Raw genomic sequence first — 25,563 nt, 5'->3', positions numbered from 1 at the left:
TATAGACACGACGACATACCGGGGGTGCATTTACGACAGATCCACCCTCCCAGCGGGTTTCGCCTAGCGTATGGAGCATGACCGAAGCCACCGTTGCCACCCCCGCCCAGACCGTTGTCGCGATTGCCCAATTCGCCCCGGGGACGGACAAGAAAGCCAACCTCGAATCACTGCGATCACTGGCTTCCGATGCAGCAGCACGGGGCGCGAAAGTTGTCGTGGCGCCGGAATACTCGATGTTCACCGCACCGAAGACGGATGAACGACTGATCGAGTCCGCGGAGGACCTGGACGGCGAATTCGGTTCGGCACTGGCGGCGGTCGCCGCGGAGTTCGGAATCTTCCTCGTAGCGGGAATGAACGAGCGGATCGACGACGTGAGCAGAATCTCCAACACCCTCGTCGCGATGGACCCGAACGGCGAACTGGTGGCGACCTACCGGAAGCTGCATCTCTACGACGCATTCGGTTACCAGGAGTCGGCCGTGATCCGTGCCGGCGACATCACGGAACCGCAGACTTTCGGGTGCGACGGCCTGACCTTCGGCCTCCAGACCTGCTACGACCTGCGCTTCCCGGAAGTCACCCGGCGCATCGTCGACGTCGGCGCGGACATCCTGCTCCTGCCCGCCCAGTGGGTGCCCGGGCCACTCAAGGAAGACCACTGGACCACTCTCGTACGCGCCCGGGCCATCGAGAACACGATGTACATCGCAGCGGCTGACCAGAGCGCGCGCGGCGGCGCGGGTGCCAGCATGATCGTCGACCCGATGGGCGTCGTGATGTGTTCACTGGGCGAGCAGGTCGGGGTTGCCGCCGCGACTGTTTCGGCCGCTCGCATCGCCGAAGTACGCGAGAAGAATCCCGCTCTCGCGCTGCGGAGGTTCACGGTCTCGTCGCGGTGACCTGCAGCGGGTAGCGTCGAACAGGTCGGGGTTCGAGCTTCTCGAGGACAACGCAGTGACCCAGTATCGGGATCGATCTTCCGCCGGCAAATTTCTGGCCGGGCGGCTCGAGTCTTTGCGTCTCGACAAGCCTGTCGTTCTCGGACTCCCACGCGGCGGAGTACCGGTCGCAGCCGAAGTGGCTGCGGCACTGAACGCTCCGCTGGACATCGTGGTGGTGCGCAAGCTCGGCAGTCCGTACAACCCGGAACTGGCGATGGGCGCCATCGGTGAGGGTGGCGTGCGGGTCCTCAATCACGACGTCATCGCAGCGGTTCGCGTCTCGAAAAGTGAACTCGTCGCCGTCGAACGCGACGAACGAACCGAATTGGAACGGCGAGCGCGGCTCCTGCGCGAGGGACGGACCCCGGTTTCCCTCCACGGACGCACCGCAGTGATCGTCGACGACGGAATGGCCACGGGTGCGAGTGCCGCCGTTGCCTGCCGCTGCGCGCGCACCGCGGGTGCTGCCTCCGTCATCGTCGCTGTCCCAGTTGCCTCCCCTGAAGCAATGAGAGTGATCGCGTGCTCAGCCGATCGGGTCGTCTGCCCCTTCGTTCCTGCCCTGCTGGGCGGCGTCGGTGCTGCATTCGAGGACTTTCATCAACTCAGCGACGACGAAGTGCTGACCTTCCTCGCCTGAGAGGACACCCCTCCAGCCTGAGCGCAGTCCAAGAGATCTCTGAGAATTTGTGATGTGTGCAACATTTCGCTCCTCGGTGCCGATAGCCCAAATGGAACAAAAAGAATTCGGCTTTCTGGAGGAACCGTGACCATCTCGACCGATACCGTCGACGCCGTCGCAGCTGCGTGCCGTGACCGCCTGGGCGACCCTTCCGCCTGGGTTGCGTCAGACGCTTATCGACAGAGCCTCGCCCTGTGCATCATCGAATCCGTTCAGTCCACGTCGGGTCACAGCGAAGTGACCGTCGTAGATCGCTACCTGGCCTACCGGAAAGCCCGCGAAGACAAACCCGTCACGGACGGCGCACGCGAACTACTCCGCACCTTCGAGGAAGCCGGGAGTTCGGACCAGTGGGCAGGCAAGATCGGCTCGTACAAGCGTCGCTACACGGCGACGGGTGTCCCGATCGAGGCACGTCACATCCAACAGGTCGCCGAGAAACTCCATCACTTGCGGATCAACAGCGTCGAGGACCTGCTCTCTGCTGCAGATTCCGACAACGCTCTCGATGCGGTTCACCTTGCCTGGGTGGACGCCTGCGGAGACGGTTCCGAAGTGACCTGGGCACACCTGTTGATGTTGGCCGGAATTCCACACACCGATCTGGGTACCGCTGCCGACACGTTCATCAGCGCAACACTCGGCACCACCGAGTTGCCAGGAGACACCTCGGAGATCCTTGCAGCTACTGCAGAGCAACTCGGAGTGGATCCGGACCGATTGGACTACGCAATTCGCCGGTGGTTGTCCGTGCACGGCCGCATGCTCCAACACGTCGCCTAAGTACCTGTAAACAGGCGGTCACACTAAACTGCAGGTCAGCGCCCGACCAGTTCTACCGAATAGTAACGACAGTGCAAAATGACGACTAATGTGATGCAATGCACATCAGAAATGTCAGTAGTCACTGGAGGGGTCAATAGTGCGCGAGTTCTCAGTTCCACAGTCGTTCTCAATTCCGGAGAACGTATCCATGGCCGACTCCGTGTTCCGTCACGCCGAAGAAGACCCCACATTCGTGCCGTTCAAGAGGCCGTCGAACGGTGGATGGGTCGACGTCACTGCAGCTGAATTCGCGAAGCAGGTCTCCGCAGTTGCCAAGGGCCTGATCGCTTCGGGCGTCGAGCTCGGCGACCGCGTCGCTATCCTGTCAGCAACTCGCTACGAGTGGGTCGTTCTCGACTACGCCATCTGGACTGCCGGCGGATGCACCGTCGCGATCTACGAGACCTCCTCCCCTGATCAGGCGCAGTGGATCCTCGAGGATTCCGCGACAACACTTCTGGTCGTCGAAACGGCCAAGCACGCGGAAACTCACAAGGAAGTCACCGACGGTGCAGAAGCCCTCCGCGAGGTTCTGGTCATCGAGTCAGGTGCTATCGACGAGCTGTCCAGTCGCGGCTCGGCAATCACCGACGAAGAACTGCACACTCGTCGTCACCAGGTCACCGCTGCCTCGCCCGCGACCCTGATCTACACCTCCGGAACCACCGGACGCCCCAAGGGTGTCCAGCTGACGCACTCCAACTTCTACGCCGAGTCCAACGCCTGCCGCCTGGCGATGCCGGAGTCGATGGTCCCCGGCAAGAAGACGCTGATGTTCCTGCCGCTCGCCCACGTATTCGCGCGAGCTATCTCCTTCGGCGCTTTCGACGCCAAGGTCACCGTCGCCCACACGTCGGATCTGACGACGCTCCTCGAGCAGTTCGCCGGTTTCAAGCCCAACTTCATCCTCTCGGTACCGCGCGTGTTCGAGAAGGTGTACAACTCGGCTCGCCAGAAGGCAGTCGACGGCGGTAAGGGCAGCATCTTCGACAAGGCTGCCGCCACTGCCATCGAATACAGCGAGTCCCTCGAAAAGGGTGGCCCCGGGCTGGCACTCAAGCTCAAGCATGCGGTATTCGACAAGCTCGTCTACTCGAAGTTGCGCGCAGCTCTGGGCGGCGAGTGCGAGCGTGCAGTCTCCGGTGGCGCCGCCCTCGGCGCGCGTCTCGGCCACTACTTCCGCGGCGTCGGCATCCCGATCTACGAGGGCTACGGACTCACCGAGACCAGCGCCGCAATCACCGTCAACACCTCGAGCGCGCAGCGCGTCGGCACCGTCGGCAAGCCGATCAACGGCCATGCAGCACGGATCGCCGAGGACGGCGAACTCCTCCTGCAGGGCCCGGTCGTCTTCGCCGGCTACTGGCACAACGACAAGGCGACGGCCGAATCGATCGTCGACGGCTGGTTCCACACCGGCGACCTCGGATCGATCGACAACGAGGGCTACGTCTCCATCACCGGGCGCAAGAAGGAAATCATCGTCACGGCCGGAGGCAAGAACGTTGCACCGGCAGGCCTCGAGGATTCCCTGCGTGCGCACGCTCTGATCAGCCAGTGCCTCGTCGTCGGCGACGGTCAGCCGTTCATCGGCGCACTGATCACCCTCGATCCGGAGACTCTGCCCGGTTGGGTCGAGCGCAACGGCCTGCCCGCCGGCACCGCGATCGCGGATCTGGTGAAGAACGCCGACCTGATCGCCGAGATCGACTCGGCCGTTGCCGACGCGAACAAGAAGGTCTCCAACCCCGAGCAGATCAAGAAGTACACGATCCTCGAGGTCGACTTCACCCAGGAGACCGGTGAATTGACGCCGACACTCAAGCTCAAGCGCAACATCATTCACGAAGCTCACAAGACCAAGATCAGCGACCTGTACGCCTGATCGATCGTCTTTCACGAGTCTGGCCCGGTTCGAATGCGAACCGGGCCAGACTCGTTTCACTCTCCGGCGGAGAGTAGTTCCTTTTCGATCTCGGATGGAAGGCCGTGCACCGCACGATCCTCCCGCTGGGTCGGCAGAGTTTCCCGTTGCATCCATTCCCAGGTATCGCGCACGGTGTCTTCGACGGGACGGCACCGCAACCCTGCCCGCGCCGCCTTGGCAGTGTCGGCTTCGAGGAAACCCGCGAACTCGCCCTCTTGCGGGACCCAACACGGCAGTTGTGTCCACGGTTGCGCTCCCGCTGCTGCAAGTCGGTCCTCGTCGATCCACACCAACTCCGCACCCGAACCGGTGGCGTCCACGCACGCCTCGAGGAGCCCGGAGGTAGTGGTGTGCCCGGACGCACTGATGACGTCGTACGTCCCGCTGATTTCGGCCGCCAGTCCGGACAGGACAAACGATGCGATGTCGCGGGCATCGACGTACTGCAACGGTCTGGTCGGCGCTCCGGGAGCAACGACGCGTCCGCCCTCAGCGATGCGCTGCAACCACCACGGCAACCGCCCGATGTCCTCGTGCGGGCCGAGGATCAACCCTGCCCTCGCGAGCAGCGCGTCCGGGAAGGATTCCAGGACAGCGAGTTCGGCCCCGCGTTTGGCGGACGCGTAATCGCTGTTGTCATCGGACGTCGCAGATGCGGCAACCACCGGCGAGCCCTCGTCCACGTGCAAGCCCCATTGGTAGACGGATCCACTGGAGATGTATGCGTACCGGTCGACGTGACCGTGCAAGACGCGTGCATTCTCACCGACCACTCGGGGGCTACCCGACCAGGTGTCGACGACAAAATCCCATCGACGATCACCGAGCGCCTCAACCATCGCTCGCTGATCGGTGCGATCCGCGAACAGAACCTCCGCGGTAGGTGGTGGCGCTCCGGTGAGCCCCCGATGGAGCACTGTCACTTCCCAGCCCCGTGCCAGGGCGTCGTCGACGAGGGCACGGCCGAGGAACCGTGTTCCTCCGAGCATCAGCAGCTTCATGACGGCCATCGTCACTCGAAAAGCGTCGTGCAGCAACAAGTTCGTCTGGTAGCGCAATTTCCGACGAGTGAGGGTCGGACGAAGCGCTCAGATACCCCGTCCGGGATTGAGAATGCTCTTCGGATCGAATGCGGCCTTCACCGCAAGCATCAACTGGCGTTCGGTCTGGCCGACCATGTCTGCCATGTACGGCGCTTTGAGAACCCCGATACCGTGTTCACCGCTGATCGTTCCGCCCAATGCCAGTGCGCCGGCAACGATATCGTCGAAAGCTCCGCGCGCACGATCCTGCGCTCCCGTTTCGGCAGCGTCGAACACGATGGTCGGGTGGAGATTGCCGTCGGCGGCGTGGCCGAAGGTTCCGATCGTGACACCGTGGCGATCGGCCGCTTCACGAATGCATCCCAACATGGACGGCAACGCCGGCACCGGCACCGCGACGTCGTCGAGAAGTACCGTGCCCAACGCCTCGAGAGCTGGCAACGCCATCCGACGGGCGGCAGTGAACTCTTCACCTTCCACCGGATCGTCGGTGTGGAAAACCTCTCGAGCCCCGGCACTTTCGCACGCCGCGGCGCAGTCCGCTGCCTCGGCGGCCGCCGACCTACCGTCGCACTGGATGAGCAGCATCGCCCCGGCCGATTCGTCCAGCCCCATCTTCGTCAGCCGATTGACCGCGCCGATGGTGACGTCGTCCATCAACTCCATCTGACACGGTTCGGCCACTGCCGACACGGCGAGGACGGCATCGATCGCGGACTCCGCGGAATCGAAGAAGGCGACCACAGTGGTCGCCGCAGTGGGCGCCGTACGCAACCGCATCGTGGCTTCGACGATGACCGCGAGAGTTCCCTCCGACCCCACGAGCAGATGTGTCAGGTCCAGCCCCGCAACATTTTTGCGCGTCCGTGCACCGGTACGGATCACACGCCCGTCGGCGAGTACCGCCGTCAGGGCCGCGACGTGATCACCGGTGACGCCGTACTTGGCACAACAGATGCCGCCTGCATTTGTCGCCAGATTGCCGCCGATACTCGAGATGGACCGGCTTCCCGGATCCGGTACGTACCAAAGACCCTGCTGTGCAGCAGCTTCCGCCAGGTCACCGTTGATCACTCCGGGCTCCACCGTGGCGGTGCGCGCGGCAGGATCGATCTCGAGAATGCGATCCATGCCCGCGACGCTCAAGACGATGCACCCGTCGAGCGCATTGGCAGCGCCGGCCAACCCGGTACCTGCCCCTCGTGTCACCACCGGAACGGAGAGTTCGTGCGCCACCGTCATGACCGCAACGACGTCGTCGACCGTCTTCGCCTTGACCAGCGCGGCGGGCCTTCCGGCTGCAGTGAGCAGTGATTGATCCCGGACGTACGCGCCCATCCGGTCGGGATCGGTTGTCGCCCTGTCCCCCACCGCTTTCTGCAAGCGTTCACCCAACAGATCGATACTCGTGGTCATTCCGTTCGTCCTTCGTAGAATCCGCGCACATGGCGCTCGACCAAATCGGCGGCCTCGTCAGCTGCGCCGCGCTCGATCGCGTCGGCGATACCCTCGTGCTCGGCCAGCAGTGCGCCGAGCGTGGCCGCCGAGTTCTCGCGCGAGTCGAGTTCGCTCAGCAGGTAGCCGGCGATGCTGTCGCGGAGAACCGTCATGACCAACCCGAACGCCTTGTTTCCGCCCGCTCCGGCGAGCGCAACGTGAAAGTCGACGTCGGCGTCGTGGAATGCGACCGAGTCGTCGGCCCGGATTGCGATGCGCATTCGCTCGATCGCAGCCCGGGCGTCCTCTGGCACGGCGGCGACGGTTCGTAGCGCAGCAGCTTCGAGCAGCACTCGCAATTCGACAAGATCGCCGAGCGGAACCGCGCCCACTTGCAGTGCCGTACTGAGAGCGGTGGCCGCAGAATCTGCGGTGTGCTCGTGCGTCACCCGAGGCCTGGCGGTAGAGGTGGTGTCCGCGCCGGTCAACAATCCCTGTGCTTGCAGGACACGAAGTGCCTCGCGGACCGTCGACCGACCCACCGAGAACGTCTGCGCGAGTTCCTGTTCGGTTGGCAATGCCTCGCCGACGGGAAGCGAGCCGTCGAGTATGGCAGCACGGATTCTTCCCGACACGGCAAGGCTGAGCGGCATGCGCGACAACGGAGTCGTATCCATGCCGCGACGCTACCACCCCTTGCCTGCTTGTCTGACAAACTGTTTAATTGAGGAGATTCGTGACCCGGACCACAACAGACAAGGTGTCGACCATGACCGACAAGCTCGAATTGGATCCAGCAACCACGGCCGTCGTGCTCATCGAGTACCAGAACGACTTCACCACCGAGGGCGGTGTTCTTCACGAGGCCGTCGCTCCGGTCATGGAATCGAACGGACTCCTCGCGAACACCACTGCGCTGGTCGATGCGGCTCGGGCGGCGGGTGTCACCGTGATGCACGCACCGATCACCTTCGCCGAGGGATACAACGAAATCACCTCGCATCCGTACGGCATCCTCAAGGGCGTCGTCGACGGCAAGGCTTTCGTGAAGGGCTCCTGGGGAGCTGCGATCGTCGACGACCTCACCCCGAAAGACGGCGACATCGTCATCGAGGGCAAGCGCGGACTCGACACTTTTGCCAGCACCAACCTCGATTTCATTCTGCGCAGCAAAGGAATTCGCACGATCGTTCTCGGCGGCTTCCTGACCAACTGCTGCGTCGAATCGACCATGCGCACCGGATACGAGAACGGTTACCGGGTCATCACACTCACCGATTGCGTGGCAGGCGCTTCGGTCGCCGAACACGAGAACGCGATCACCTACGACTACCCGATGTTCTCGCACCCCGTCACGTCGAAAGAGGTGCTCGGCGCGCTCTCCTGAGAGGACTACCTGGAATGCGCGAGAAGGAATTCACGGCTGACGTTGGTGACACTGGCGTGAACCTTCTCGTGCAGCAGGTCGTGACCGGCATCCTCGAACTCGCGCATCTCGACGTTGCGCAGCGTCCGCGCCCAGTCCCGGACGGGATCGACCGGGGCGATCCGGTCGTCGGTACCGTGAACGACCAGGACTGGGATGCCCGCGTCGGAGAGTTCCGCCCACCCGTGTTGCTCCACCGCGCTGCGCGGGATGCCGCACAACACGGCGGACGCGAATTCGTGATCGCGATGAGCCAGCACCGTCAGCGCAGTCACGGCACCTAACGAATGACCCATCACCGCCTGCGGAACTTCGGGCAGTTCCGCCAAGGCGATGTCAGCCAGCGCGGCTGCATCGGCAGCAAGATCGGAGAGCGGAGCCCCGACTCCCGGATCACCCTCCGACAAACCGTGCCCGGTGTGATCGATCGCCCACACGTCAATCCCCGACGCCGTCATTGCACCCGCGAAACGGTGATACTGCCCGCTGTGCTGACCGAGGCCGTGCAGAAAGACCAAAGACACAGTGGGCACTGCGCCCGCTGCCGCCGGCCAATGCCGAAAGTGCACCTGACCGGTTCGTCCGTCGAAGAAGGGCATGCTCGTCATTCTGCACTCTCCTACGGGCATCCGCGGGCGGTGGGCGATTACTGGTGGGTTGCCTTGTCGGTGAGCGATGGCACAATCTCCGTGTGTTCCTACTCGATGATCAGATCGTCTACAGCGCCAGCGACCTCTCGGCCGCGGCCTCGTGCGAGTTCGCACTGTTGCGGCAACTCGACGCCCGAACCGGTCTGATCTCAGCCGAGGCGGTCGAGGCAGATCCGATGCTCGAGCGGACGTCGAGCCTCGGCGACTCGCACGAGCGCGAACAGCTTCAGAAGTTCATCGATCAACACGGAGACGGCGTCGTCGTCATGCCGCGACCGGAACACTCACGCGCAGGCCTGACCGCTGCCACGTTGGCCACCGTCGAGGCAGCACGATCGGGCGCGCCCGTCATCTATCAGGGAACCTTTTTCGACGGCCGATTCCTCGGGTTCTGCGATTTCCTCGTCCGCGAAGGCGACACCTACGCGGTCTACGACAGCAAGCTCTCCCGGCACGCCAAGGTGTCGGCACTTCTACAACTCGCCGCATACGCGGATGCGTTGGAGCGCAATGCAATTGCCGCCTCCGATCAGGTTCATCTACTGCTCGGCGACGGCAGCACGTCGTCGCACGACATCGGAGACATCGCGCCGGTATTCGCAGCACGCAGAGCTGAACTCGAACGAGTCCTCGACGAGCACCGCGCCGAGGGGAAACCGACACAGTGGCTCGACGATCGGTACCTGCGTTGTGGTCGATGCAACACCTGCAGCGTCGAAGTCGAAAATCATCGGGACCTGCTGCTGGTTGCGGGCGTCCGCGGCAATCAGCGTGAACAGCTGATCGTCTCGGGGATCACGACAATTGACGAACTCGCCGCGAGCACCGGCCCTGTCGAGGGAATTCGACGGGAAACACTCGACAAACTCCGTGCACAGGCCGCGGTTCAACTTCGTCAGGAACAATCCGGCGACGCCGAATTCGAGGTCTACGAACCCTCGGCGCTCGGCGGACTACCCGTCCCCGACGACGGCGACATCTTCTTCGACTTCGAGGGCGATCCCCTCTGGGCCGAGGACGGATCCACCGACTGGGGGTTGGAATACCTTTTCGGTGTGGTCGAAGGACCGGCGGACGACTACGTGTTCAAGCCGTTCTGGGCACACGATCGCGACGGTGAACGCCAAGCACTCCTCGACTTCCTCGACTACGTCACCGCGCGCCGAGAAGCTCACCCCGGCATGCACATCTATCACTACGCCGCGTACGAGAAATCGGCGCTGTTGCGCTTGGCCGCACGTCACGGTGTCGGCGAGCAAACGGTGGACACGCTGCTCAGCGAGAACGTGCTCGTGGACCTGTACCCGATCGTCCGCGCCTGCCTGCGGATCGGACAACGCTCGTACAGCATCAAGAAACTCGAGCCGCTCTACATGGGTGAGCACGGCCGCGACGGCGACGTGACCAATGCCGCCGCTTCGGTTGTCGCTTATGCCGACTACTGCCAATTGCGCGACGGAGGACAAGCCGACCAGGCCAGGGAACTTCTTCAGGGCATCTCCGACTACAACGAGTACGACTGCGAATCCACTCTGCGCCTGCGTGATTGGCTTGCCGAGCGCGCCGCAGAACACGGCGTCGAACTTCGTGAGCCGACCGGGCAGATCAAGATTCCACTCGAGGAGCTCACCGAATCGGAGATCGCGCTCCGCGAATTCGCAGGACACAAGGCAGGTTCGGCGCGTACCCCCGATCAGCAGGCAGCTGCTCTACTGGCTGCTGCGGTGGGGTACCACAATCGTGAGCGGAAGCCGTACTGGTGGGCCCACTTCGACCGATTGGTCACACCGATCGAAGACCTGGTGGACATCCGCGACGTCATGGTGGTCGAACAGTCCGAAATCGAGGCGGACTGGCACAAGAGCACCCCACGTCAGAAGAAGTTCCGTCGACACATTCAGCTGACCGGAAGTTTCGGCACCGGAACGTCTTTGAGCCCGGGCAGTGATCTGTTCGCTCTCTACGCAACACCCTCCCCCGATGCCGTTGCAAGCGAGAACCCCACCCAACGCGGCACCAGCAGCGTCAAGGTCACGGCCGTGGTCAAGTCCGAAGGACTCGACGTGGTCACCGTCGAAGAACTGCTCGGCGGTGACGAATACCTCGATGCCCCAGTCGCATTGGCACCTGGACGTCCGATTCCCACCGGACGCATGGAGAAGTCCATCGCCGCTGCCGCATCCGGCGCCAGCGAGATCCTGCCCGAACTGCCACCCGTAGCAGCGGTCGACATTCTCCGGCGCAGCACCCCGAGGACACGCTCGGGTTCACCGCTCCCGCCCGTCGGCACCGACAACAACTACGCGGACGCCATCACCGCCGCACTTCTCGACCTCGATGATTCCTACGTGGCAGTACAGGGTCCCCCTGGTACGGGCAAGACCTACACGGGTGCTCGTGTCGTCAAGACACTGATCGAAGAACATCAGTGGCGAATCGGAGTGGTGGCTCAGTCACATTCGGTGGTCGAGAACATGCTCGGCGGCATTCTGAAGGCCGGCGTGGACCCTGCACTGGTCGCGAAGAAGGGCAGCCGCAGCAAGACCGCAGAATGGCAGGACATCGCATCCGAAGAATATGCGGGATTCATCGCCGAGGCCGAAGGCGTCGGCTGCGTCATCGGCGGCACTGCGTGGGACTTCGCGAACACCGATCGTGTTCCAGCGGGCAGCTTGGACCTGCTCGTGGTGGACGAGGCGGGCCAGTTCGCGCTCGCCAACACCATTGCCGTCGCGATTTCCGCGCGAAACCTGTTGCTGCTGGGCGATCCGCAGCAGTTGCCGCAGGTGAGCCAAGGTACTCACCCCGAACCTGTCGACGAATCGGCGCTCGGTTGGCTCGCCGAGGGACACGGCGCACTGCCACCCGAACTCGGCTATTTCCTCGAGAAGACTTGGCGGATGCACCCGGATCTGTGTGCGCCCGTGTCCGCACTGTCGTACGAGGGCAAGCTCCATTCTCAGGAAACCGTGAGTGCGGCAAGGAAACTCGACGGACTCGCTGCCGGAGTGCACACGGTGTTCGTCGATCACCGCGGCAATTCCACGTACTCCCCGGAAGAGTCCCAGGAAATCGTTCGCCAGATCCAGGGCCTTCTCGGTACGCCATGGACCGATCCGAGCGAGTTCGAGGGAACCCGGCCCCTGGAGCAGTCGGACATCCTCGTGGTCGCGGCATACAACGCCCAGGTCGGTACCGTTGAGCGCGATCTCACCGAAGCCGGTCTCACGGAGGTCGAGGTCGGGACCGTCGACAAGTTCCAGGGCCGCGAGGCCGCGGTGGCAATCGTGTCGATGGCCGCATCTGCCGTCGAGGACGTCCCGCGAGGAATGTCGTTCCTCCTGTCGCGGAACCGCCTCAATGTTGCTGTCTCCCGCGGCAAGTGGTGCGCGATCATCGTCCGATCACACGCGTTGACGCAGTACATGCCGAGCACGCCCGCAGGATTGGTGGAGCTCGGCGCGTTCATGAGGTTGACGAGCTAACCGAATATTTTCACATCCGAAACACTGCCTTACCCGAAACACTGCCTTACCCGAAACACTGCCCTTCGCCGCGGTAGGTGGGAACCGAGGTTCGGGTGCCGTCGGCTTCGACCACATACACGCGGTCGAAGCGCTCGCACAGCTCGCCGGCTTTGGCGTGACGGAACCATACGCGGTCGCCGATCGCGATGTTTCCGGCTTCCTTCCCGGTGACCGGTGTCTGGACTTCGCCGGCTCCTTCGTTGCGGAGCAGTTTGAGACCAGCGGGCCAGACCGGTGACGGAACGCGGGTGGCTCCGGCAGGTCCCGACGCGATGTATCCGCCGCCGAAAAGGGTCGTGACCGACGGCGTCGGCTTGCGCACGGCCGACAGTGCGAAGAACAGCGCCGGATCGGGACGGAAGGCACGGTAGCGGTCGAACAGGGTCGGTACGTACAGTCCGGAGCCCGCTGTTACCTCGGTCACCACAGGATCGGCCGAGCTGACCTCCAGCGACCCCGTACCGCCGCTGTTGACGATCTCGAGTGCACCCACGGCATCGGTGACGGCCGCGACCACAGCGCCCCTTCTGGACGCCAGTTCGCGTGCAGAGGCCTTCTTGACCCAACCGATCGGAGCGCTGGTGTCCGGGAGGCCGGCGATCTGGGCTTCGTAGAACATCACTCCGACAACTGAGAATCCGCGCTGGCGAGCACGCGCCGCGAGTGCGGCGACCGCGGCAGGTTCGCGCAGCGGCGAGCGTCGTACACCCAGATGGATCGGACCGATCCGCAGTGACGCATCGACGTCGAGACATACCCGGACAGGCGCATCTCCCGTCGACGCCGAACGAATGAGATCCAACTGCGCATCGTCGTCGACCATCAAGGTGATCGATTGGAGTGCGGTGTCATCGGCAGCGAGATCGGCGATGGCGCCACGATCGGCGGTCGGGTATCCCATCAGGATGTCCCGTGCGCCGAGCCCGACCAGCCACAGAGCCTCGCGCAGTGAGTACGCCATGATTCCGCGGAACCCGCCGGATGCAGTCAGTGTGTCACCGAGAGTTTCAGTCAGAACCGTACGACAACGAACCGATTTGCTCGCCACTCGCACCGGGGTTCCACCGGCGCGGCGCACCAGGTCGGCTGCATTACTGCGCAGTGTGGTCAGATCCAGAGCAGCCAGAGGCGGGTCGAGTTCTCGCGTGGCAGCAGTGAGTCGATCGAGGGTCCTGGTCACAGATGATCCAATCGTCGCGGCGTGCGACCAGTCAATCACCAATCCTGGACGTATGTCCAGGATGGCGGTTCTACTGAGGCGCGACCACTGCTTTATTGGCGATTACCTGAACCATTTCTCCGAACTCGGCAATAGTCGCGTCGGAGTCACGATCGACCAGCCATCGCAGAACAAGGCCGTCGATCATTGCAAGACTCAGTCGCGCAATCGAACTCAACGGCTCCGTCCACACCGTGCCCGATATCTTGGCGCACTCTTCGAGAAACGACACCGCGAGCTCATCCATGATTCGGTACTGCTCAAATGCAACTGCCCCAGCACGTTCGGCTCCGAGATTGCGACTACGCAGTGCCTGCGCGGTGATTTCGTAGGTCAACAACTGGCGATCCGGAGTTGCTTCGATGGTCGGCCACATTCCGGTCAGGCCGATATGCAGCAATTCCCTGAGCCCCTGCACACCACTGAGATCCGGCGCATGGCGGACCTGCGCGAACGCATACTGCATCGACGCACTGAGCTGCAGAATGAGCGTTTCACCCATTGCCGCGATCAGCGCTTCCTTGCTCTCGAAGCAGTAATGAACGACGCCGAGCGATACGCCGGCCTCCTCTGCCACCGCCCTTACCGTCACAGAACTGACACCGCGCTGTTCCGCAATAGACAAAGCGGACTCGACCAATTGTGTGCGGCGTTCGTCCGCCGGAAGCCTGTTCAGCATCCAATGATCGTAGAACGCAAATGACAAAATCTTCGCGCAATACTTGCCTGGACGACCGTCCAAGTACATTATTGCGTAATGGCTTCGGACACTTGGCAGAACTGGGCGGGCACTCAAAGTGCCGCGCCGCGTCGCTTTGCGACGCCGACAAATACCCGTGAACTTTCGTCGTTGGTCGCCGAGGCCGCGGCGCGCGGCCAACGTGTGAAGGCCGTCGGCGCCGGCCATTCGTTCACCGGTGTCGCGGTCACCGACGGTGTCCTCGTCAGCCTGGACAACTTGAGCGGAATCGATTCGATCACGCCGACCGACGACGGTGCGCTGGTCACTGTTTTTGCAGGCACTCGCCTTCATGCTCTCAACGACGCCTTGTGGCAACGCGGATATGCGATGGCCAATCTCGGTGACATCGACGTCCAGTCACTGGCCGGCGCGACGTCCACCGGCACGCACGGCACCGGCGCACGATTCGGCGGTATCGCCACACAGATTCGCGGAATCGAGATCGTTCTCGCCGACGGATCTGTCGTTACCGCAAGCGCCGACGAAAACGTCGAATTGTTCGAAGCGGGCCGCCTCGGATTGGGCGCAATCGGCATCATTTCGAAGATCACTCTCGCCTGCGTCCCGCGATTCACACTTCGCGCAATCGAGGAACCCGACACGCTGTCTCACATACTGGACACCCTCGAGAGCGATCGTCTGGGCTTGGACCACTTCGAGTTCTACTGGTTTCCGCACACCGACCGTGTCCTGACGAAGAGCAATACGCGACTGCCCGGAGATACCGAACCCGATCCAGTGGGCAAGGTTCGCGCGTTCGTCGACGACGAACTCCTCTCGAACACACTCTTCGAAGGTGTCAACCGCGTTGCCACCCTGGCACCGGCCGCGATCCCGAGAATCAACAACGTGTCGTCTCGATTGCTCGGCGCCCGGGAGTTCACCGATCGCAGCTACCGAGTATTCGCGTCTTCGCGACGGGTGAAGTTCAAGGAGATGGAATACGCGATCCCCCGCGAACACGTCACCGAGACACTCCACGAAATCGACCGCTGGATGAAGAAGTCCGGAACTAACGTCGCGTTCCCCGTCGAAGTACGTTTTGCTGCCGCCGACGACCTCTGGCTCTCGACTGCTCACGGACGCGACACCGCATACATCGCCGTACACCAGTACCACCGACGACCCGAAACCGAATACTTCGCCGCAGTGGAAGCCATCGCCCGCGCCGTCGACGGCCGGCCGCATTGGGGAAAAATGCACAACCGGACCGTCGACGACCTGCGTCCTACGTACGACCGACTCGACGACTTTGTCGCCGTGAGAGACAAGTACGACGCGAATCGTGTGTTCGACAACGAATACTTGCGTCAGGTACTCGGCGACTGACGGTCAGCGCCGCAGCAGTTCCGCTTTTCGTGCATCGCTCGCAAACGAGGCTTTGATCGAGTTCCGGGCGAGGGTGTCTCGCTCGGCCTCGGTCAGACCCAAGGCTCGGCCCAGTTCGGTGAAATTGTCGTCGACGTATCCCCCGAAGTAGGCCGGGTCGTCGGAGTTGACCGTGACGATCAAACCCATCTCCAGCATCGATCGAAGCGGATGATCCGACAGCGAATCGAACACCCGCAGACGAACGTTCGACAATGGACAGACCGTCAGTGGAATCTCCTCCTCGACCAGACGCTCGATCAGGGCAGGATCCTCGAGTGCTCGGACTCCGTGGTCGATCCGCTCGGCGCCGAGAATGTCGAGCGCCTGCCAGATGTACTCGGGCGGTCCCTCTTCACCGGCGTGAGCGACAACGTGCAAACCCTCGGCACGCGCGCGGGCGAACACGTCCTCGAACAGTGACGGCGGGTTGCCTACCTCTGCGGAGTCGAGTCCGAGCCCGACGATCGGAGCCTGCAGGCGAATTATCTCGGAGAAGATCTCCTCGGCGTCCTTGACGGGCTGATCTCGGAGGATGGCGGCGATTGCCGCGCTGCTGAGCCCGAACTCGCGCTCGCTCGATGCCACCGCATCCATGATCCCGTCCAGGACCTCGGTCAGCGGAACACCACGGACTACGTGCGCCTGTGGATTGAAGAAGAACTCGGCATGCGCGACGCCGGCCGCAGCCGCCCGGCGGAAGTACGCTCGCGTCAGGTCGGCAAAATCCTCCGCGGTGCGCAGGACGGCCATGTTGGCGAAGTAGAGATCGAGGAACGACTGCAAGTCGGTGAACTCGTACCTCGACTTCAGATCGTCGATGTCCTTGTACGGCAGATCCATTCGATTGCGCTCGGCAAGTCGGTAAATCTGTTCGGGCTCCAGAGAACCCTCTATGTGCATGTGCAGTTCTGCGACAGGTGTAGCCATGTCGGTGTTACCGCCCCTTCCAGACCGGGGCGCGCTTCTCGGCGAACGCCGTCGCGCCCTCGCGTGCATCTTCGGATGCGAATACCGGCGCCATGACCTGCAACTGCTTCGCGAAAGCTTCGTCGTCGGACCAACCGCCGGCCTTGACGATGATCTCCTTGGTGACCGCTACCGCGAGCGGTCCGTTGCGGGTGATTCGATCAGCCAGCTCCAGTGCGCCGTCGAGCGCCTTGCCCGGTTCGGTCAACGTGTTCACGAAGCCGTAGCGGTATGCCTCCTCGGCGGTGAAACTGTCGCCGGTCAGCGCCAGTTCCAGAGCCTTCTGGTACGGAATCCGCTTGGGCAGGCGCAACAATCCGCCGCCACCTGCAACCAGTCCTCGCTTGACCTCCGGGATACCGAACTTCGCTTCGGACGACGCCACCACCAGGTCGGTGGCAAGCACGAGTTCCGTGCCGCCTGCCAACGCGAAGCCCTCGACCGCCGAAATGATCGGCTTACGCGGTGGCCCTTCCGTGAATCCGAGACCGCGTCCCGGCACGAGGACGTTCTCGCCGGCCACGAATGCCTTCAGATCCATACCGGCACAGAAGTTTCCGCCGGCTCCTGTCAGCACGGCCAAGGACAGATCGTCGTCCGCATCGAGCTCTTCGACCGCGGCGGCCAACGCGTGACTGACCGCCGAGTTGATGGCGTTACGCGCCTCGGGCCGGTTGATGGTGATGATCAGTGTCCGCCCGCGCCGCTCGGTGAGAACCTCGTCCGCCATGATGTCCCTCTCGTTTGTCGACCACGCTCGCGTGACTACGCGACGTTGCGTTCGACAATACGGACGAAGCCATCGGGGTCGATCTGCGCGGTGTCGTGAGTGCAGAACCACCCCTGGGTGAACCTCGTCGAGGTCGCTTGCGGCGAGTTCCAATACCGACGCGTGACACTCGGTCCACGGCACAGCAACTCACCGAAACCACCTGGAGCATCCGGGCCGTACAACGCCACTTCCATTCCACCGAAAGCGATTCCGACGCTTCCGAGGTGGGTGGGCGCCGACTCGGTTGGCAGAATGAGACCAGCCCCACAGGTTTCGGTTTTACCCCACCCGATCACATGCCGAGCAGCCGGGAACAGGGTCAGCAGCTTGGATTCCTGTTCGGCCGTGATCGGCGACCCGCTGCAATCGATCCACTGCACCGACCTCGAACCGGAACGCGCCGCCGGCCCGAGCGTGAGCAACCGTGGCTCGAGCAAGTCCTCGGGCCGCCCGGTCACGATGTCGACAGTATGCACACTCTCACGCCAGAAGTCCCCGGCGAGGACCACCGTTCCACCGACCACCAACGTCGCGAGCACGTGCACGAACTGCCGCACCGACTTGAAGTCGTTGTCCACCAGCAGATTCCGCACACCTTCGACGCCGTAGTCACGCGAGTGCAGAATTCCGACGATGGCAGAAAGCACGTTCTCGTTGCTCAACTCGACGCCAAGCATCTCGCCCGAAGAATCCGCGGTGTACGCGAGGATCGCCATCTCGTCCGGGGCGGCGCCGTCGTCGATGAACGGAACACCGTGCGGGAGTTCCCCGTCGAGCACCAACACCGAGCCACTGTCCGCGATGACGAAGTCCGCCGCGTCATCACTCAAGTGCACACCGACGGAGACCGGAACACCGCCGGCGAGGATGACGCCGAGGCACGCCTCCATCCACCTCACCCCAGCGGCGACACGAATGGCCACACGGTCACCGATCTCGACGCCCCGCGACTTCAGCCCTCCCGCGACCCGCGACGCCTCGGCCCACAGCTCCGCGAAGGTGACCTGCTCGCCGTCGACCTCCTCGACCGCGACGCGTGAGGAGAACCGATGGACGGCGATGTCCAGTAGTTCGGACAACGACGGGTCCAGTTGGCTGTACCGAAGCACCCCGTCACCGGCGCGGGTGACGCGGGCGTCGGCGAGGAGCTGATTCGAACACGGGTATTCCACAAGCGTCGACCGCATCGATACCTCCACGTCACTGACAACCCCCCGGCCATTCGACTATATGACGTGGATCACAGTTCGTGGAGGTCTCTGGCGATAATCGTCGCAAACTTACTTTCCGGAGTAGACCGCTTTGCCCGGTCCGACGTCGAGGAAACTGCGGACAGCGCCGCGTAGGTCATCGGTGGCGAACAGCGCACCGGACACCCCGGGCGTCACCGAATCCGCGTGAGCGATCCCGCCGGAACGCCAGGCCGCGACGATCTGCTTGGTGGCGTCGTGGGCTCGCGTGGGTCCGTCCGCCAGCCTGGTCGCCAGGGCACGCGCCGCAGCATCGACATCGTCGTGTACTGCATTGACGACGCCCCACGAGTGCAGGGTTACGGCGTCGTAGAGATCGCCGGTCATGACCAACTCCCGAGCCCGTCCGGAACCGGCACGCTCGGCCAAACGCTGCGGTCCACCCATGGACGGCGTCAGACCGACCACTGTCTCGACCAGTCCGAACTTCGCCTTGGGCGCCGCGAGGATGATGTCGCAGGCCAAGGAGATCTCGAATGCAGCAGTCAGCGTCAACCCGTGCGCCGCATAGATCACCGGGCACGGCAATGCCTCGAGCGGATGGCAGATCTGGGCGAACAGTTGGCGCCACAACTCCGCGCCCTGCTCCGGGTCGAGGCCGTCGAACACGTGGACGTCGACGCCGGCCGAGTTGACCTTGCCCTCGGCGCGCAGAAGCACCGCGCGCGGTGGGTTTTCGGTCAGCGTCGCAACATCGGCGATGACCGCGTCGAACATGGCCTGATCGAACAGATTGAGTGGTCCGTGTGCGAACGTCAGGACAGCCACCTCGGCACCACCATCGGTGGTGAAGCGCTCGAGACGGGTGGGATGCGATTCGGGAGCAGTCATGCCGCCACACTGCCACATCGAACCGGCCTACGATCGTCGGGTGGACGGTCTGAGAAATGCGCTCGCGGACGTTGTGGGACACCGGTTCGTCGTCACCGACGCCGACGTGTTGACGACCCGTTCGACCGACCAGACAGGCCGGTACGCGGGCCGTGCCTGCGCCCTGGTCCGACCGGCCGATACAGCCGAAATCGCTGCACTGCTGAACGTGTGCCGCTCCCGCGGTGTACCGGTCACCGTTCAGGGCGGGCGAACGGGCCTGGTCGCCGGCACGGTGCCAGAACACGACGACGTCCTGCTCTCCACCGAACGCCTCGCGGCGATCGGCGACGTCGATCTTGCCGCCGGGCGGATCACCGTCGGGGCGGGAGTGACACTCGCGCAGGTACATTCCGCGGCGGCCGCCGCCGGTTTGAAGTTCGGTGTCGACATAGCCTCGCGGGACACTGCGACGATCGGCGGCATGGTGTCCACCAATGCCGGTGGCCTGCACACGGTTCGATACGGGAACATGGCCGAACAGGTGCTCGGACTCGAGGTGGTACTCCCCGACGGAACAACGGTGCGCCGGTCCCCGAAAGTGCTGTCGGACAACTCCGGATACAACCTGCCCGCGCTGTGGGTCGGTAGCGAAGGAACTCTTGGTGTGGTCACTTCCGTCGACCTGAAATTGCGGAAGATACCGACCTACCGCGTCACGTCGCTGACCGGTTTCGACACACTCGAAGACGTCGTCGAGGCGGGGCGAGTCTTGCGCGCTCTCGACGGCGTCGACGCACTCGAATTGTTGGACGGGCGCGGTCTCGAACTGGCCGCACGCCATTTGAAAGCCGCGGTTCCGACAGGGCGACCGTGGTACCTCCTCGCCGAGGTGTCCGCGGCCCACGATCCGCTGGAAGACCTGGCCGAGCTGCTCGAACGCATCGGCCCACCGCAGACCCCGGCCGTGGCGGTCGACGCCCCCGGCTCGACGCGCTTGTGGGCGGCACGCGAATGCTTCGCCGAGGTGGTCGGATTGTTCGGTCCCCCACTGAAATTCGACGCGGCGCTACCGCTGGACTCGCTTGCCACCTTCACCGAGGACGCAACGGCGGTGATCGCGAGCCGAGCGCCCGAGGCAATTCCGATCCTGTTCGGACACGTCGCCGAGGGAAACATCCACCTCAACGTCCTGAACTGTCCGAACGCCGACACCGTGTATCGCAGTGTCCTCGAGCTGGTTCGCGATCACGGCGGAAACGTCAGTTCCGAGCACGGGGTGGGCTCGCTCAAACGCAACTATCTGGACCTGGCCCTCTCGGCGCAGGACATAGCCACGATGTGGGCGATCAAGCGAGCCCTTGACCCGAGCGACTATCTCAATCGCGCAGTGATGTTTCCCGACGCGCTTCGGCACTGACGGCCATCGCGTCGTCGTGCGCGTCCCCGCGTAAAGGCCGGGCGAAGCACACCGACGCGACGAAACCGATGAGCAGCACACCCGCAGGTAGCCAGATCGACTCCGACATCGCCGTGCTGAACGGTTCACGGACGAACTCGGGGAGGTGACCCACGCCGGCTTCCGAACTGCCGCCGGTCAGTCCCTGAGCCGCCAATCGTGCAGTGATCAGAGCGCCGATCGCAGCGCTGCCGAGAACTGCACCCACCTGCCGGGTGGTGTTGTAGACGCCGGCGCCCGCGCCCGCCTGCATCGGAGGCAGGTTGTGTGTGGCGGTGGCCGCGAGCGGAGACCAGATGCACGCGTTGGCGAAGCCGATCAGGCCGATCGGCAGGAGCAGTTCCCAGATCGCGACGTCGGGAGACATCACCAGTGCCAGCCAACCCAAGGCGACGGCGAACAGCAGGAAGCCGGTGCCGGCGATGTAGCGCGGATGTGTCTTGTCGACGAGCTTGCCGATGATCGGGGCGAAGATACCGGTCAGCACTGCCATCGGAACGAGCAGCAACGCCGACTGCGTCGGGGAGAGGCCACGAACTGCCTGTGTGTAGAACATCAGCGGAAGGACCATCGACGTGATCGCAAAGCCCATCGCGGTGATGGCGACATTGGCGAGTGAGAAGTTGCGATCCTTGAAGAGCTCCAAGGGAAGCAAGGGTTCGTTCTTGTTGCGCGACTGGTAGAACACGAACACCGCGAGCAACACCACACCGGCGCCGATCAGGCTCCAGACGAATCCGTTCCAGTCGTACGAACTGCCTTCCTGGATTCCGAACACCAGAAGGAACATGCCTGCGGCACTGAGAATCACGCCGGGGATGTCGAACTTGTGCTCGCTGGTCGGCAACGACGGAACGAGCTTCCACGCGAGCAGGAAGGCGATGACACCAACCGGGACGTTGACGATGAAGATCCATTCCCAGCCGAGATTGTCCACCAGGACGCCACCGGCAAGCGGACCCACCAGGGTGGCAACACCGGCAACGGCGCCCCACAGACCCATTGCGGCGCCACGCTTGTTCGGCGCGAACGTGCGTGTGATGACGGCCATCGTCTGAGGCGTCATCATTGCAGCGCCCAGGCCCTGGAAAGCCCTTGCGACGATGAGCATCTCGACGCTGCCGGACAGACCGCACCACAGTGATGCGCCGGTGAACAGTACGAGGCCGATCATGTACAGGTTCTTCGGACCGAACCTGTCACCGAGTCGGCCGGTGACGAGCAGCGGCACCGCGTACGCCAGCAGGTACGCGCTGGTGACCCAGACGACCTTGTTGATGTCGGTGCCGAGGTCCTCCATGATCGCGGGGTTGGCGACAGCGACGATGGTGCTGTCCACCAGAATCATGAAGAACCCGATACACAGCGCCCACAGCGCGTGCCAGGGATTGACCTGCTTTTCCATCTTCAGTCCTTAGGTAGTGCGGACGAGCCTGCGGAGCCGGCCAGCCGGTCGAGAAGTTCTTGTGAGAGCCAGGGCATTTCGCCGCTCTCGATGTCTGTCACCAACGCGCCGATCCACTCTCTTTCGGCGACGGTCAGTGCGTGGGCGTAGTCCGCGCCCACCGTGAAGATTCGTGGTTTCTCCGCGGCCTTCACCGCTTCGTAGTCCACCTCGAATTTCGCAATCGTCTTGTCGAGGTGCGCGAGACGGATCCGAAGCATCTGACACGCAGTCGATGCGGAGAGGTTGTGCATCTCGGCAAGCGCGAGTGGCAACCGCGGATACTCCCGCACCGGAACCGCCAACATCTCGCGTAGTTGATGTTCGAGGGCATCACGGCCGCGGGCAGTGATCTCGTAGGTCGTCCGCTCCGGGCGGTTGCCCTCACGATCGGTCCCGATCGAAGCCAGAAGTTCCTGCTTCTCCAACCGGGAAACCGTGTGATAGAGCGATCCCGGCTTGATTTTCACCAGCTGATCGCCCCGCCGCACCGAGGCGAGTTGGTACATCTCGTACGGGTGCATCGAACGCTCGGACAGCAGGCCCAGCACGGTGATTCCCAAAGGCGTCAGTGACACGTCACCCATGAGTCCCCCTCCCTGACAAGCCGTAGTTGACTGACGAGCCGCAATTGACCATTTCTTGACTATTCCACCCGAAATAGTCCACATGGAATATACGACCTCTGTCCGTCTCGATCAACCCGTTCGAATCGGACTAGCCTGTAGCGAGTGGACGATCATCACCTCGACATCATCCGACTTGCCTGGGCGCGTGAGCTGGGACTCGGCGACTCGGCACTGCGTCCGGCGCACACGGCCCGGGTCGTCGGCGACGACATCCACGTTCTCGATCTGGCAGGCTCCGGTGCGATCGTCGGGCCACAGTGGTTCATCGAGCGCACAGAGGGCATCTCCGTCGACGCACTACTGCAACCGACACGTCTCCTCGAGATCGCCGGCGATCACGGCGGGCGAATCACCGGTCCCGTCGATCTCGCTTTCCTCGGCGACTACACGGACGCGCCACCCGACGAGCAACTGCTGATTTCCCACGAGGTCGACGACGCCCTCGCCGTCGCTGCGCTGTGCCCACCCGACGACAGCACCACGGCCGACCTCGAGAACCGGACGCGGTGGTTCACCGCCGTCACCGATTCCACCGAGGTGCTCGGATGCGCGGCATACTCCGAATTTCAGGGATTCGTGGCAGATCTCACGACCCTGACTGCTCCTGCGCATCGCCGTCACGGAATCGGCTGTGCAGTAACGCTTCTCGCCGCGGAGGACGCTCTCGATTCCGGGTTGATCCCGCAGCTACGCACGAGTCGCGGCAGCGCGATCGCCGCGACGCTTCCACGTAAAGCCAAATTCGACGTTCTGGGGGCATACGCTCGGGTACACGTGCACCTGCCCAGTTGACACTCGAAATGACACTCGAACGAGAGGGACCGCAGATGAGTACGGAAGACGGCGCGAGCGAACCGACATTCGTCGAAGAGGGTCGTGAATTCAAACGCGACACCAACTACATCCCGACCCGGATCACCGAGGACGGTCGCGACGGTTACCCCGTCGAACCGGGGCGATACCGGTTGATCGTGGCACGTGCCTGCCCGTGGGCAAACCGCGCCATCATCGTCCGCCGTCTGCTCGGCCTCGAAGACGTACTGTCGATGGGCATCTGCGGTCCGGTTCACGACAAGCGAAGCTGGACTTTCGATCTCGACCCGGGCGGCGTCGATCCCGTACTGAAGATCCCGCGACTACAGGACGCGTACTTCGCCCGAGATCCCGAATACCCCAGGGGAATCACGGTGCCCGCCATGGTGGAGATCGCGACGGGCAAGGTGGTCACGAACGACTACCCACAGATCACCCTCGACTTCTCGACGCAATGGAAGAAGTACCACCGCGAAGGCGCACCGGATCTGTACCCGGAGCCTCTGCGAAACGAAATCGACGAAGTGGCCGAGTACGTGTTCCGCGACGTCAACAACGGCGTCTACCGCTGCGGTTTCGCCGGTTCACAGCAGGCGTACGACGAGGCATACGACACGCTGTTCGCCCGCCTCGACTGGCTCACCGAACGTCTTGCCCGGCAACGCTTCCTGGTGGGAGACACCATCACCGAGGCCGATGTGCGCCTGTTCACCACGCTGGCGCGATTCGATCCCGTCTATCACGGCCACTTCAAGTGCAACAGAAGCAAACTCAGCGAGATGCCGGTGCTGTGGGACTACGCGCGCGATCTGTTCCAGACTCCCGGATTCGGCGACACCATCGACTTCACACAGATCAAAGCGCACTACTACATCGTGCATTCCGAGATCAATCCCTCCGGAATCGTGCCCAAGGGACCGGAATTGACGCACTGGCTCGAACCGCACGGCCGCGAACAGTTGGGTGGCCGACCGTTCGGGGACGGCACACCGCCTCACCCGCCCATCCCGTCGGAAGTGGTTCCAGCAGAGCACTGGGCCACCAGGTAGGTCGCGGCGGGGCTACTCCCCTGCGTAGGTGCCGAAACTCCAGTACACACCTTCGGGATCACGGCAGGTGAACCCCCGCGAACCGTAGTCCTCGTCGCGCAATCCCTGCGTGATCGTGGCGCCCGCCGCGACAGCGCGTTCGTGGAGTGCATCAGCTGCGTCCGCGTCGTCCACGACGATGTACACCGAACCGATTCCAGGCGGCAGGCCGGCGATCGCCGAATCGGTGCGCGGCGAACCCAGCATGATGCCGCCACCGCCCGGCCAGTCGAGTTGGGCGTGGTCCACCACGTCTCCCTCGCCGTAGACGACCTTCTCCACGAAACCGAAGGTGCTCACCAGAAAGTGGATTGCAGCCCGGGCGTCGAGGTAGCGCAGTGTCGGCCAGATGGTCGTCGAACGAGATTCCGAAGTGGCGGTCATAACACTCGAACTCCTGCCTGGGAAAACTCACGAAGAAAACCGAGTCTCGTACGAGCCTATGGCCCCTGCGATCACCGCCGCTACCGAAAACTTCACCTATTCTCGAGATACGGTCCACCTCGCTTCAGAGGAGGACAACTGTGGAGGGGCAG

23 protein-coding genes are annotated in these 25,563 nt (G+C 63.3%); 10 read left to right on the top strand and 13 right to left on the bottom strand.

The genetic code is table 11. The annotated features are described in order from the left end of the window. The first annotated feature begins 77 nt into the window (after nt 1-77). The 4 genes from R4P70_RS09505 (at nt 78) to R4P70_RS09490 (ending at nt 4,339) form a co-directional block, all read left to right on the top strand. Entirely contained in the window at nt 78-905 is an 828-nt protein-coding gene (locus R4P70_RS09505) for a carbon-nitrogen hydrolase family protein (protein WP_020908425.1), read from the top strand. Nucleotides 906-960: 55 nt separating this feature from the next. After that, the gene (locus R4P70_RS09500; RefSeq protein ID WP_024487772.1) at nt 961-1,587 is read left to right on the top strand and encodes a phosphoribosyltransferase; all 627 of its coding nucleotides are present in this window, start codon (nt 961-963) and stop codon (nt 1,585-1,587) included. Between the two features lie 126 nt (nt 1,588-1,713). After that, the gene (locus R4P70_RS09495; protein WP_019749306.1) at nt 1,714-2,412 is read left to right on the top strand and encodes a hypothetical protein; all 699 of its coding nucleotides are present in this window, start codon (nt 1,714-1,716) and stop codon (nt 2,410-2,412) included. Nucleotides 2,413-2,551: 139 nt separating this feature from the next. Then, nucleotides 2,552-4,339 carry an AMP-dependent synthetase/ligase gene (locus R4P70_RS09490; RefSeq protein WP_019749307.1) on the top strand — a complete coding sequence of 596 codons (1,788 nt, stop codon included), beginning with the start codon at nt 2,552-2,554 and terminating at the stop codon, nt 4,337-4,339. 56 nt (nt 4,340-4,395) lie between these two features. Here the strand turns inward: R4P70_RS09490 and R4P70_RS09485 are convergent, their stop codons facing one another. The 3 genes from R4P70_RS09485 to R4P70_RS09475 all read right to left on the bottom strand — a co-directional run bounded on the left by R4P70_RS09485 (nt 4,396) and on the right by R4P70_RS09475 (nt 7,538). Continuing rightward, on the bottom strand, nt 4,396-5,391 hold the full coding sequence (locus R4P70_RS09485) for an NAD-dependent epimerase/dehydratase family protein (RefSeq protein ID WP_317830746.1): 996 nt from the start codon (nt 5,389-5,391) through the stop codon (nt 4,396-4,398). Between the two features lie 78 nt (nt 5,392-5,469). After that, nucleotides 5,470-6,840 carry an FAD-binding oxidoreductase gene (locus tag R4P70_RS09480; protein ID WP_317830709.1) on the bottom strand — a complete coding sequence of 457 codons (1,371 nt, stop codon included), beginning with the start codon at nt 6,838-6,840 and terminating at the stop codon, nt 5,470-5,472. Next, complete coding sequence (locus tag R4P70_RS09475; RefSeq protein WP_317830708.1) at nt 6,837-7,538, bottom strand: FadR/GntR family transcriptional regulator; 702 nt, start codon at nt 7,536-7,538, stop codon at nt 6,837-6,839. The genes R4P70_RS09480 and R4P70_RS09475 overlap by 4 nt, the downstream gene beginning before the upstream one ends. A 92-nt stretch (nt 7,539-7,630) precedes the next feature. Between R4P70_RS09475 and R4P70_RS09470 the strand changes: the two genes are divergently transcribed. Beyond that, nucleotides 7,631-8,248 carry an isochorismatase family cysteine hydrolase gene (locus tag R4P70_RS09470; protein ID WP_317830745.1) on the top strand — a complete coding sequence of 206 codons (618 nt, stop codon included), beginning with the start codon at nt 7,631-7,633 and terminating at the stop codon, nt 8,246-8,248. 5 nt (nt 8,249-8,253) lie between these two features. On the opposite strand, the gene R4P70_RS09465 is transcribed toward R4P70_RS09470, so the two are convergent. Beyond that, complete coding sequence (locus tag R4P70_RS09465) at nt 8,254-8,895, bottom strand: alpha/beta hydrolase (RefSeq protein WP_317830707.1); 642 nt, start codon at nt 8,893-8,895, stop codon at nt 8,254-8,256. A gap of 83 nt (nt 8,896-8,978) precedes the next feature. Between R4P70_RS09465 and R4P70_RS09460 the strand changes: the two genes are divergently transcribed. Further along, a complete protein-coding gene (locus R4P70_RS09460) occupies nt 8,979-12,422 on the top strand; it encodes a TM0106 family RecB-like putative nuclease (RefSeq protein WP_317830706.1) in 3,444 nt (1,147 codons plus the stop codon). A 46-nt stretch (nt 12,423-12,468) separates the two neighbouring features. On the opposite strand, the gene R4P70_RS09455 is transcribed toward R4P70_RS09460, so the two are convergent. Together R4P70_RS09455 and R4P70_RS09450 are read right to left on the bottom strand one after the other, a co-directional pair. Beyond that, nucleotides 12,469-13,644, bottom strand: a complete 1,176-nt coding sequence (locus R4P70_RS09455) for an amino acid deaminase/aldolase (RefSeq protein WP_020970184.1) — start codon at nt 13,642-13,644, stop codon at nt 12,469-12,471. Nucleotides 13,645-13,714: 70 nt separating this feature from the next. Beyond that, entirely contained in the window at nt 13,715-14,362 is a 648-nt protein-coding gene (locus R4P70_RS09450; RefSeq protein WP_020908434.1) for a TetR/AcrR family transcriptional regulator, read from the bottom strand. A 78-nt stretch (nt 14,363-14,440) separates the two neighbouring features. Here R4P70_RS09450 and R4P70_RS09445 point away from each other — a divergent pair, with 78 nt between their 5' ends. Continuing rightward, nucleotides 14,441-15,754, top strand: coding sequence for a D-arabinono-1,4-lactone oxidase (locus R4P70_RS09445; protein ID WP_019749315.1), 1,314 nt, complete (start codon nt 14,441-14,443; stop codon nt 15,752-15,754). A gap of 3 nt (nt 15,755-15,757) precedes the next feature. Here R4P70_RS09445 and R4P70_RS09440 read toward each other — a convergent pair whose 3' ends face one another. The 4 genes from R4P70_RS09440 to R4P70_RS09425 form a co-directional block, all read right to left on the bottom strand. Beyond that, nucleotides 15,758-16,723 carry an adenosine deaminase gene (locus R4P70_RS09440; protein ID WP_070797492.1) on the bottom strand — a complete coding sequence of 322 codons (966 nt, stop codon included), beginning with the start codon at nt 16,721-16,723 and terminating at the stop codon, nt 15,758-15,760. 7 nt (nt 16,724-16,730) lie between these two features. Further along, nucleotides 16,731-17,492: a crotonase/enoyl-CoA hydratase family protein gene (locus R4P70_RS09435; protein ID WP_019749317.1), complete on the bottom strand. Its 762-nt coding sequence runs from the start codon at nt 17,490-17,492 to the stop codon at nt 16,731-16,733. A 35-nt stretch (nt 17,493-17,527) separates the two neighbouring features. Next, nucleotides 17,528-18,721, bottom strand: coding sequence for a class I adenylate-forming enzyme family protein (locus R4P70_RS09430; RefSeq protein ID WP_042952424.1), 1,194 nt, complete (start codon nt 18,719-18,721; stop codon nt 17,528-17,530). A gap of 93 nt (nt 18,722-18,814) precedes the next feature. Beyond that, nucleotides 18,815-19,615, bottom strand: coding sequence for an enoyl-CoA hydratase/isomerase family protein (locus R4P70_RS09425; protein WP_031332045.1), 801 nt, complete (start codon nt 19,613-19,615; stop codon nt 18,815-18,817). Between R4P70_RS09425 and R4P70_RS09420 the strand changes: the two genes are divergently transcribed. Next, nucleotides 19,614-21,014, top strand: a complete 1,401-nt coding sequence (locus R4P70_RS09420) for an FAD-binding oxidoreductase (protein ID WP_133727808.1) — start codon at nt 19,614-19,616, stop codon at nt 21,012-21,014. The genes R4P70_RS09425 and R4P70_RS09420 overlap by 2 nt on opposite strands. Here the strand turns inward: R4P70_RS09420 and R4P70_RS09415 are convergent. Continuing rightward, entirely contained in the window at nt 20,974-22,458 is a 1,485-nt protein-coding gene (locus R4P70_RS09415; RefSeq protein ID WP_019749321.1) for a DHA2 family efflux MFS transporter permease subunit, read from the bottom strand. The two genes, R4P70_RS09420 and R4P70_RS09415, sit on opposite strands and share 41 nt — an antisense overlap. A 2-nt stretch (nt 22,459-22,460) precedes the next feature. Further along, nucleotides 22,461-23,084 carry a PadR family transcriptional regulator gene (locus R4P70_RS09410; protein WP_019749322.1) on the bottom strand — a complete coding sequence of 208 codons (624 nt, stop codon included), beginning with the start codon at nt 23,082-23,084 and terminating at the stop codon, nt 22,461-22,463. A 144-nt stretch (nt 23,085-23,228) separates the two neighbouring features. Here R4P70_RS09410 and R4P70_RS09405 point away from each other — a divergent pair, with 144 nt between their 5' ends. Further along, nucleotides 23,229-23,918, top strand: coding sequence for a GNAT family N-acetyltransferase (locus R4P70_RS09405; protein ID WP_019749323.1), 690 nt, complete (start codon nt 23,229-23,231; stop codon nt 23,916-23,918). Nucleotides 23,919-23,953: 35 nt separating this feature from the next. Then, complete coding sequence (locus tag R4P70_RS09400; RefSeq protein ID WP_029255797.1) at nt 23,954-24,988, top strand: glutathione S-transferase family protein; 1,035 nt, start codon at nt 23,954-23,956, stop codon at nt 24,986-24,988. A 12-nt stretch (nt 24,989-25,000) separates the two neighbouring features. Here the strand turns inward: R4P70_RS09400 and R4P70_RS09395 are convergent, their stop codons facing one another. Beyond that, entirely contained in the window at nt 25,001-25,411 is a 411-nt protein-coding gene (locus tag R4P70_RS09395) for a VOC family protein (protein ID WP_019749325.1), read from the bottom strand. Nucleotides 25,412-25,563 lie beyond the last annotated feature (152 nt).

It is taken from the genome of Rhodococcus sp. IEGM 1241, from assembly GCF_033142365.1.
GTDB lineage: Bacteria > Actinomycetota > Actinomycetes > Mycobacteriales > Mycobacteriaceae > Rhodococcus_F > Rhodococcus_F erythropolis.
This window is presented reverse-complemented; position numbering and strand designations above follow the sequence as displayed.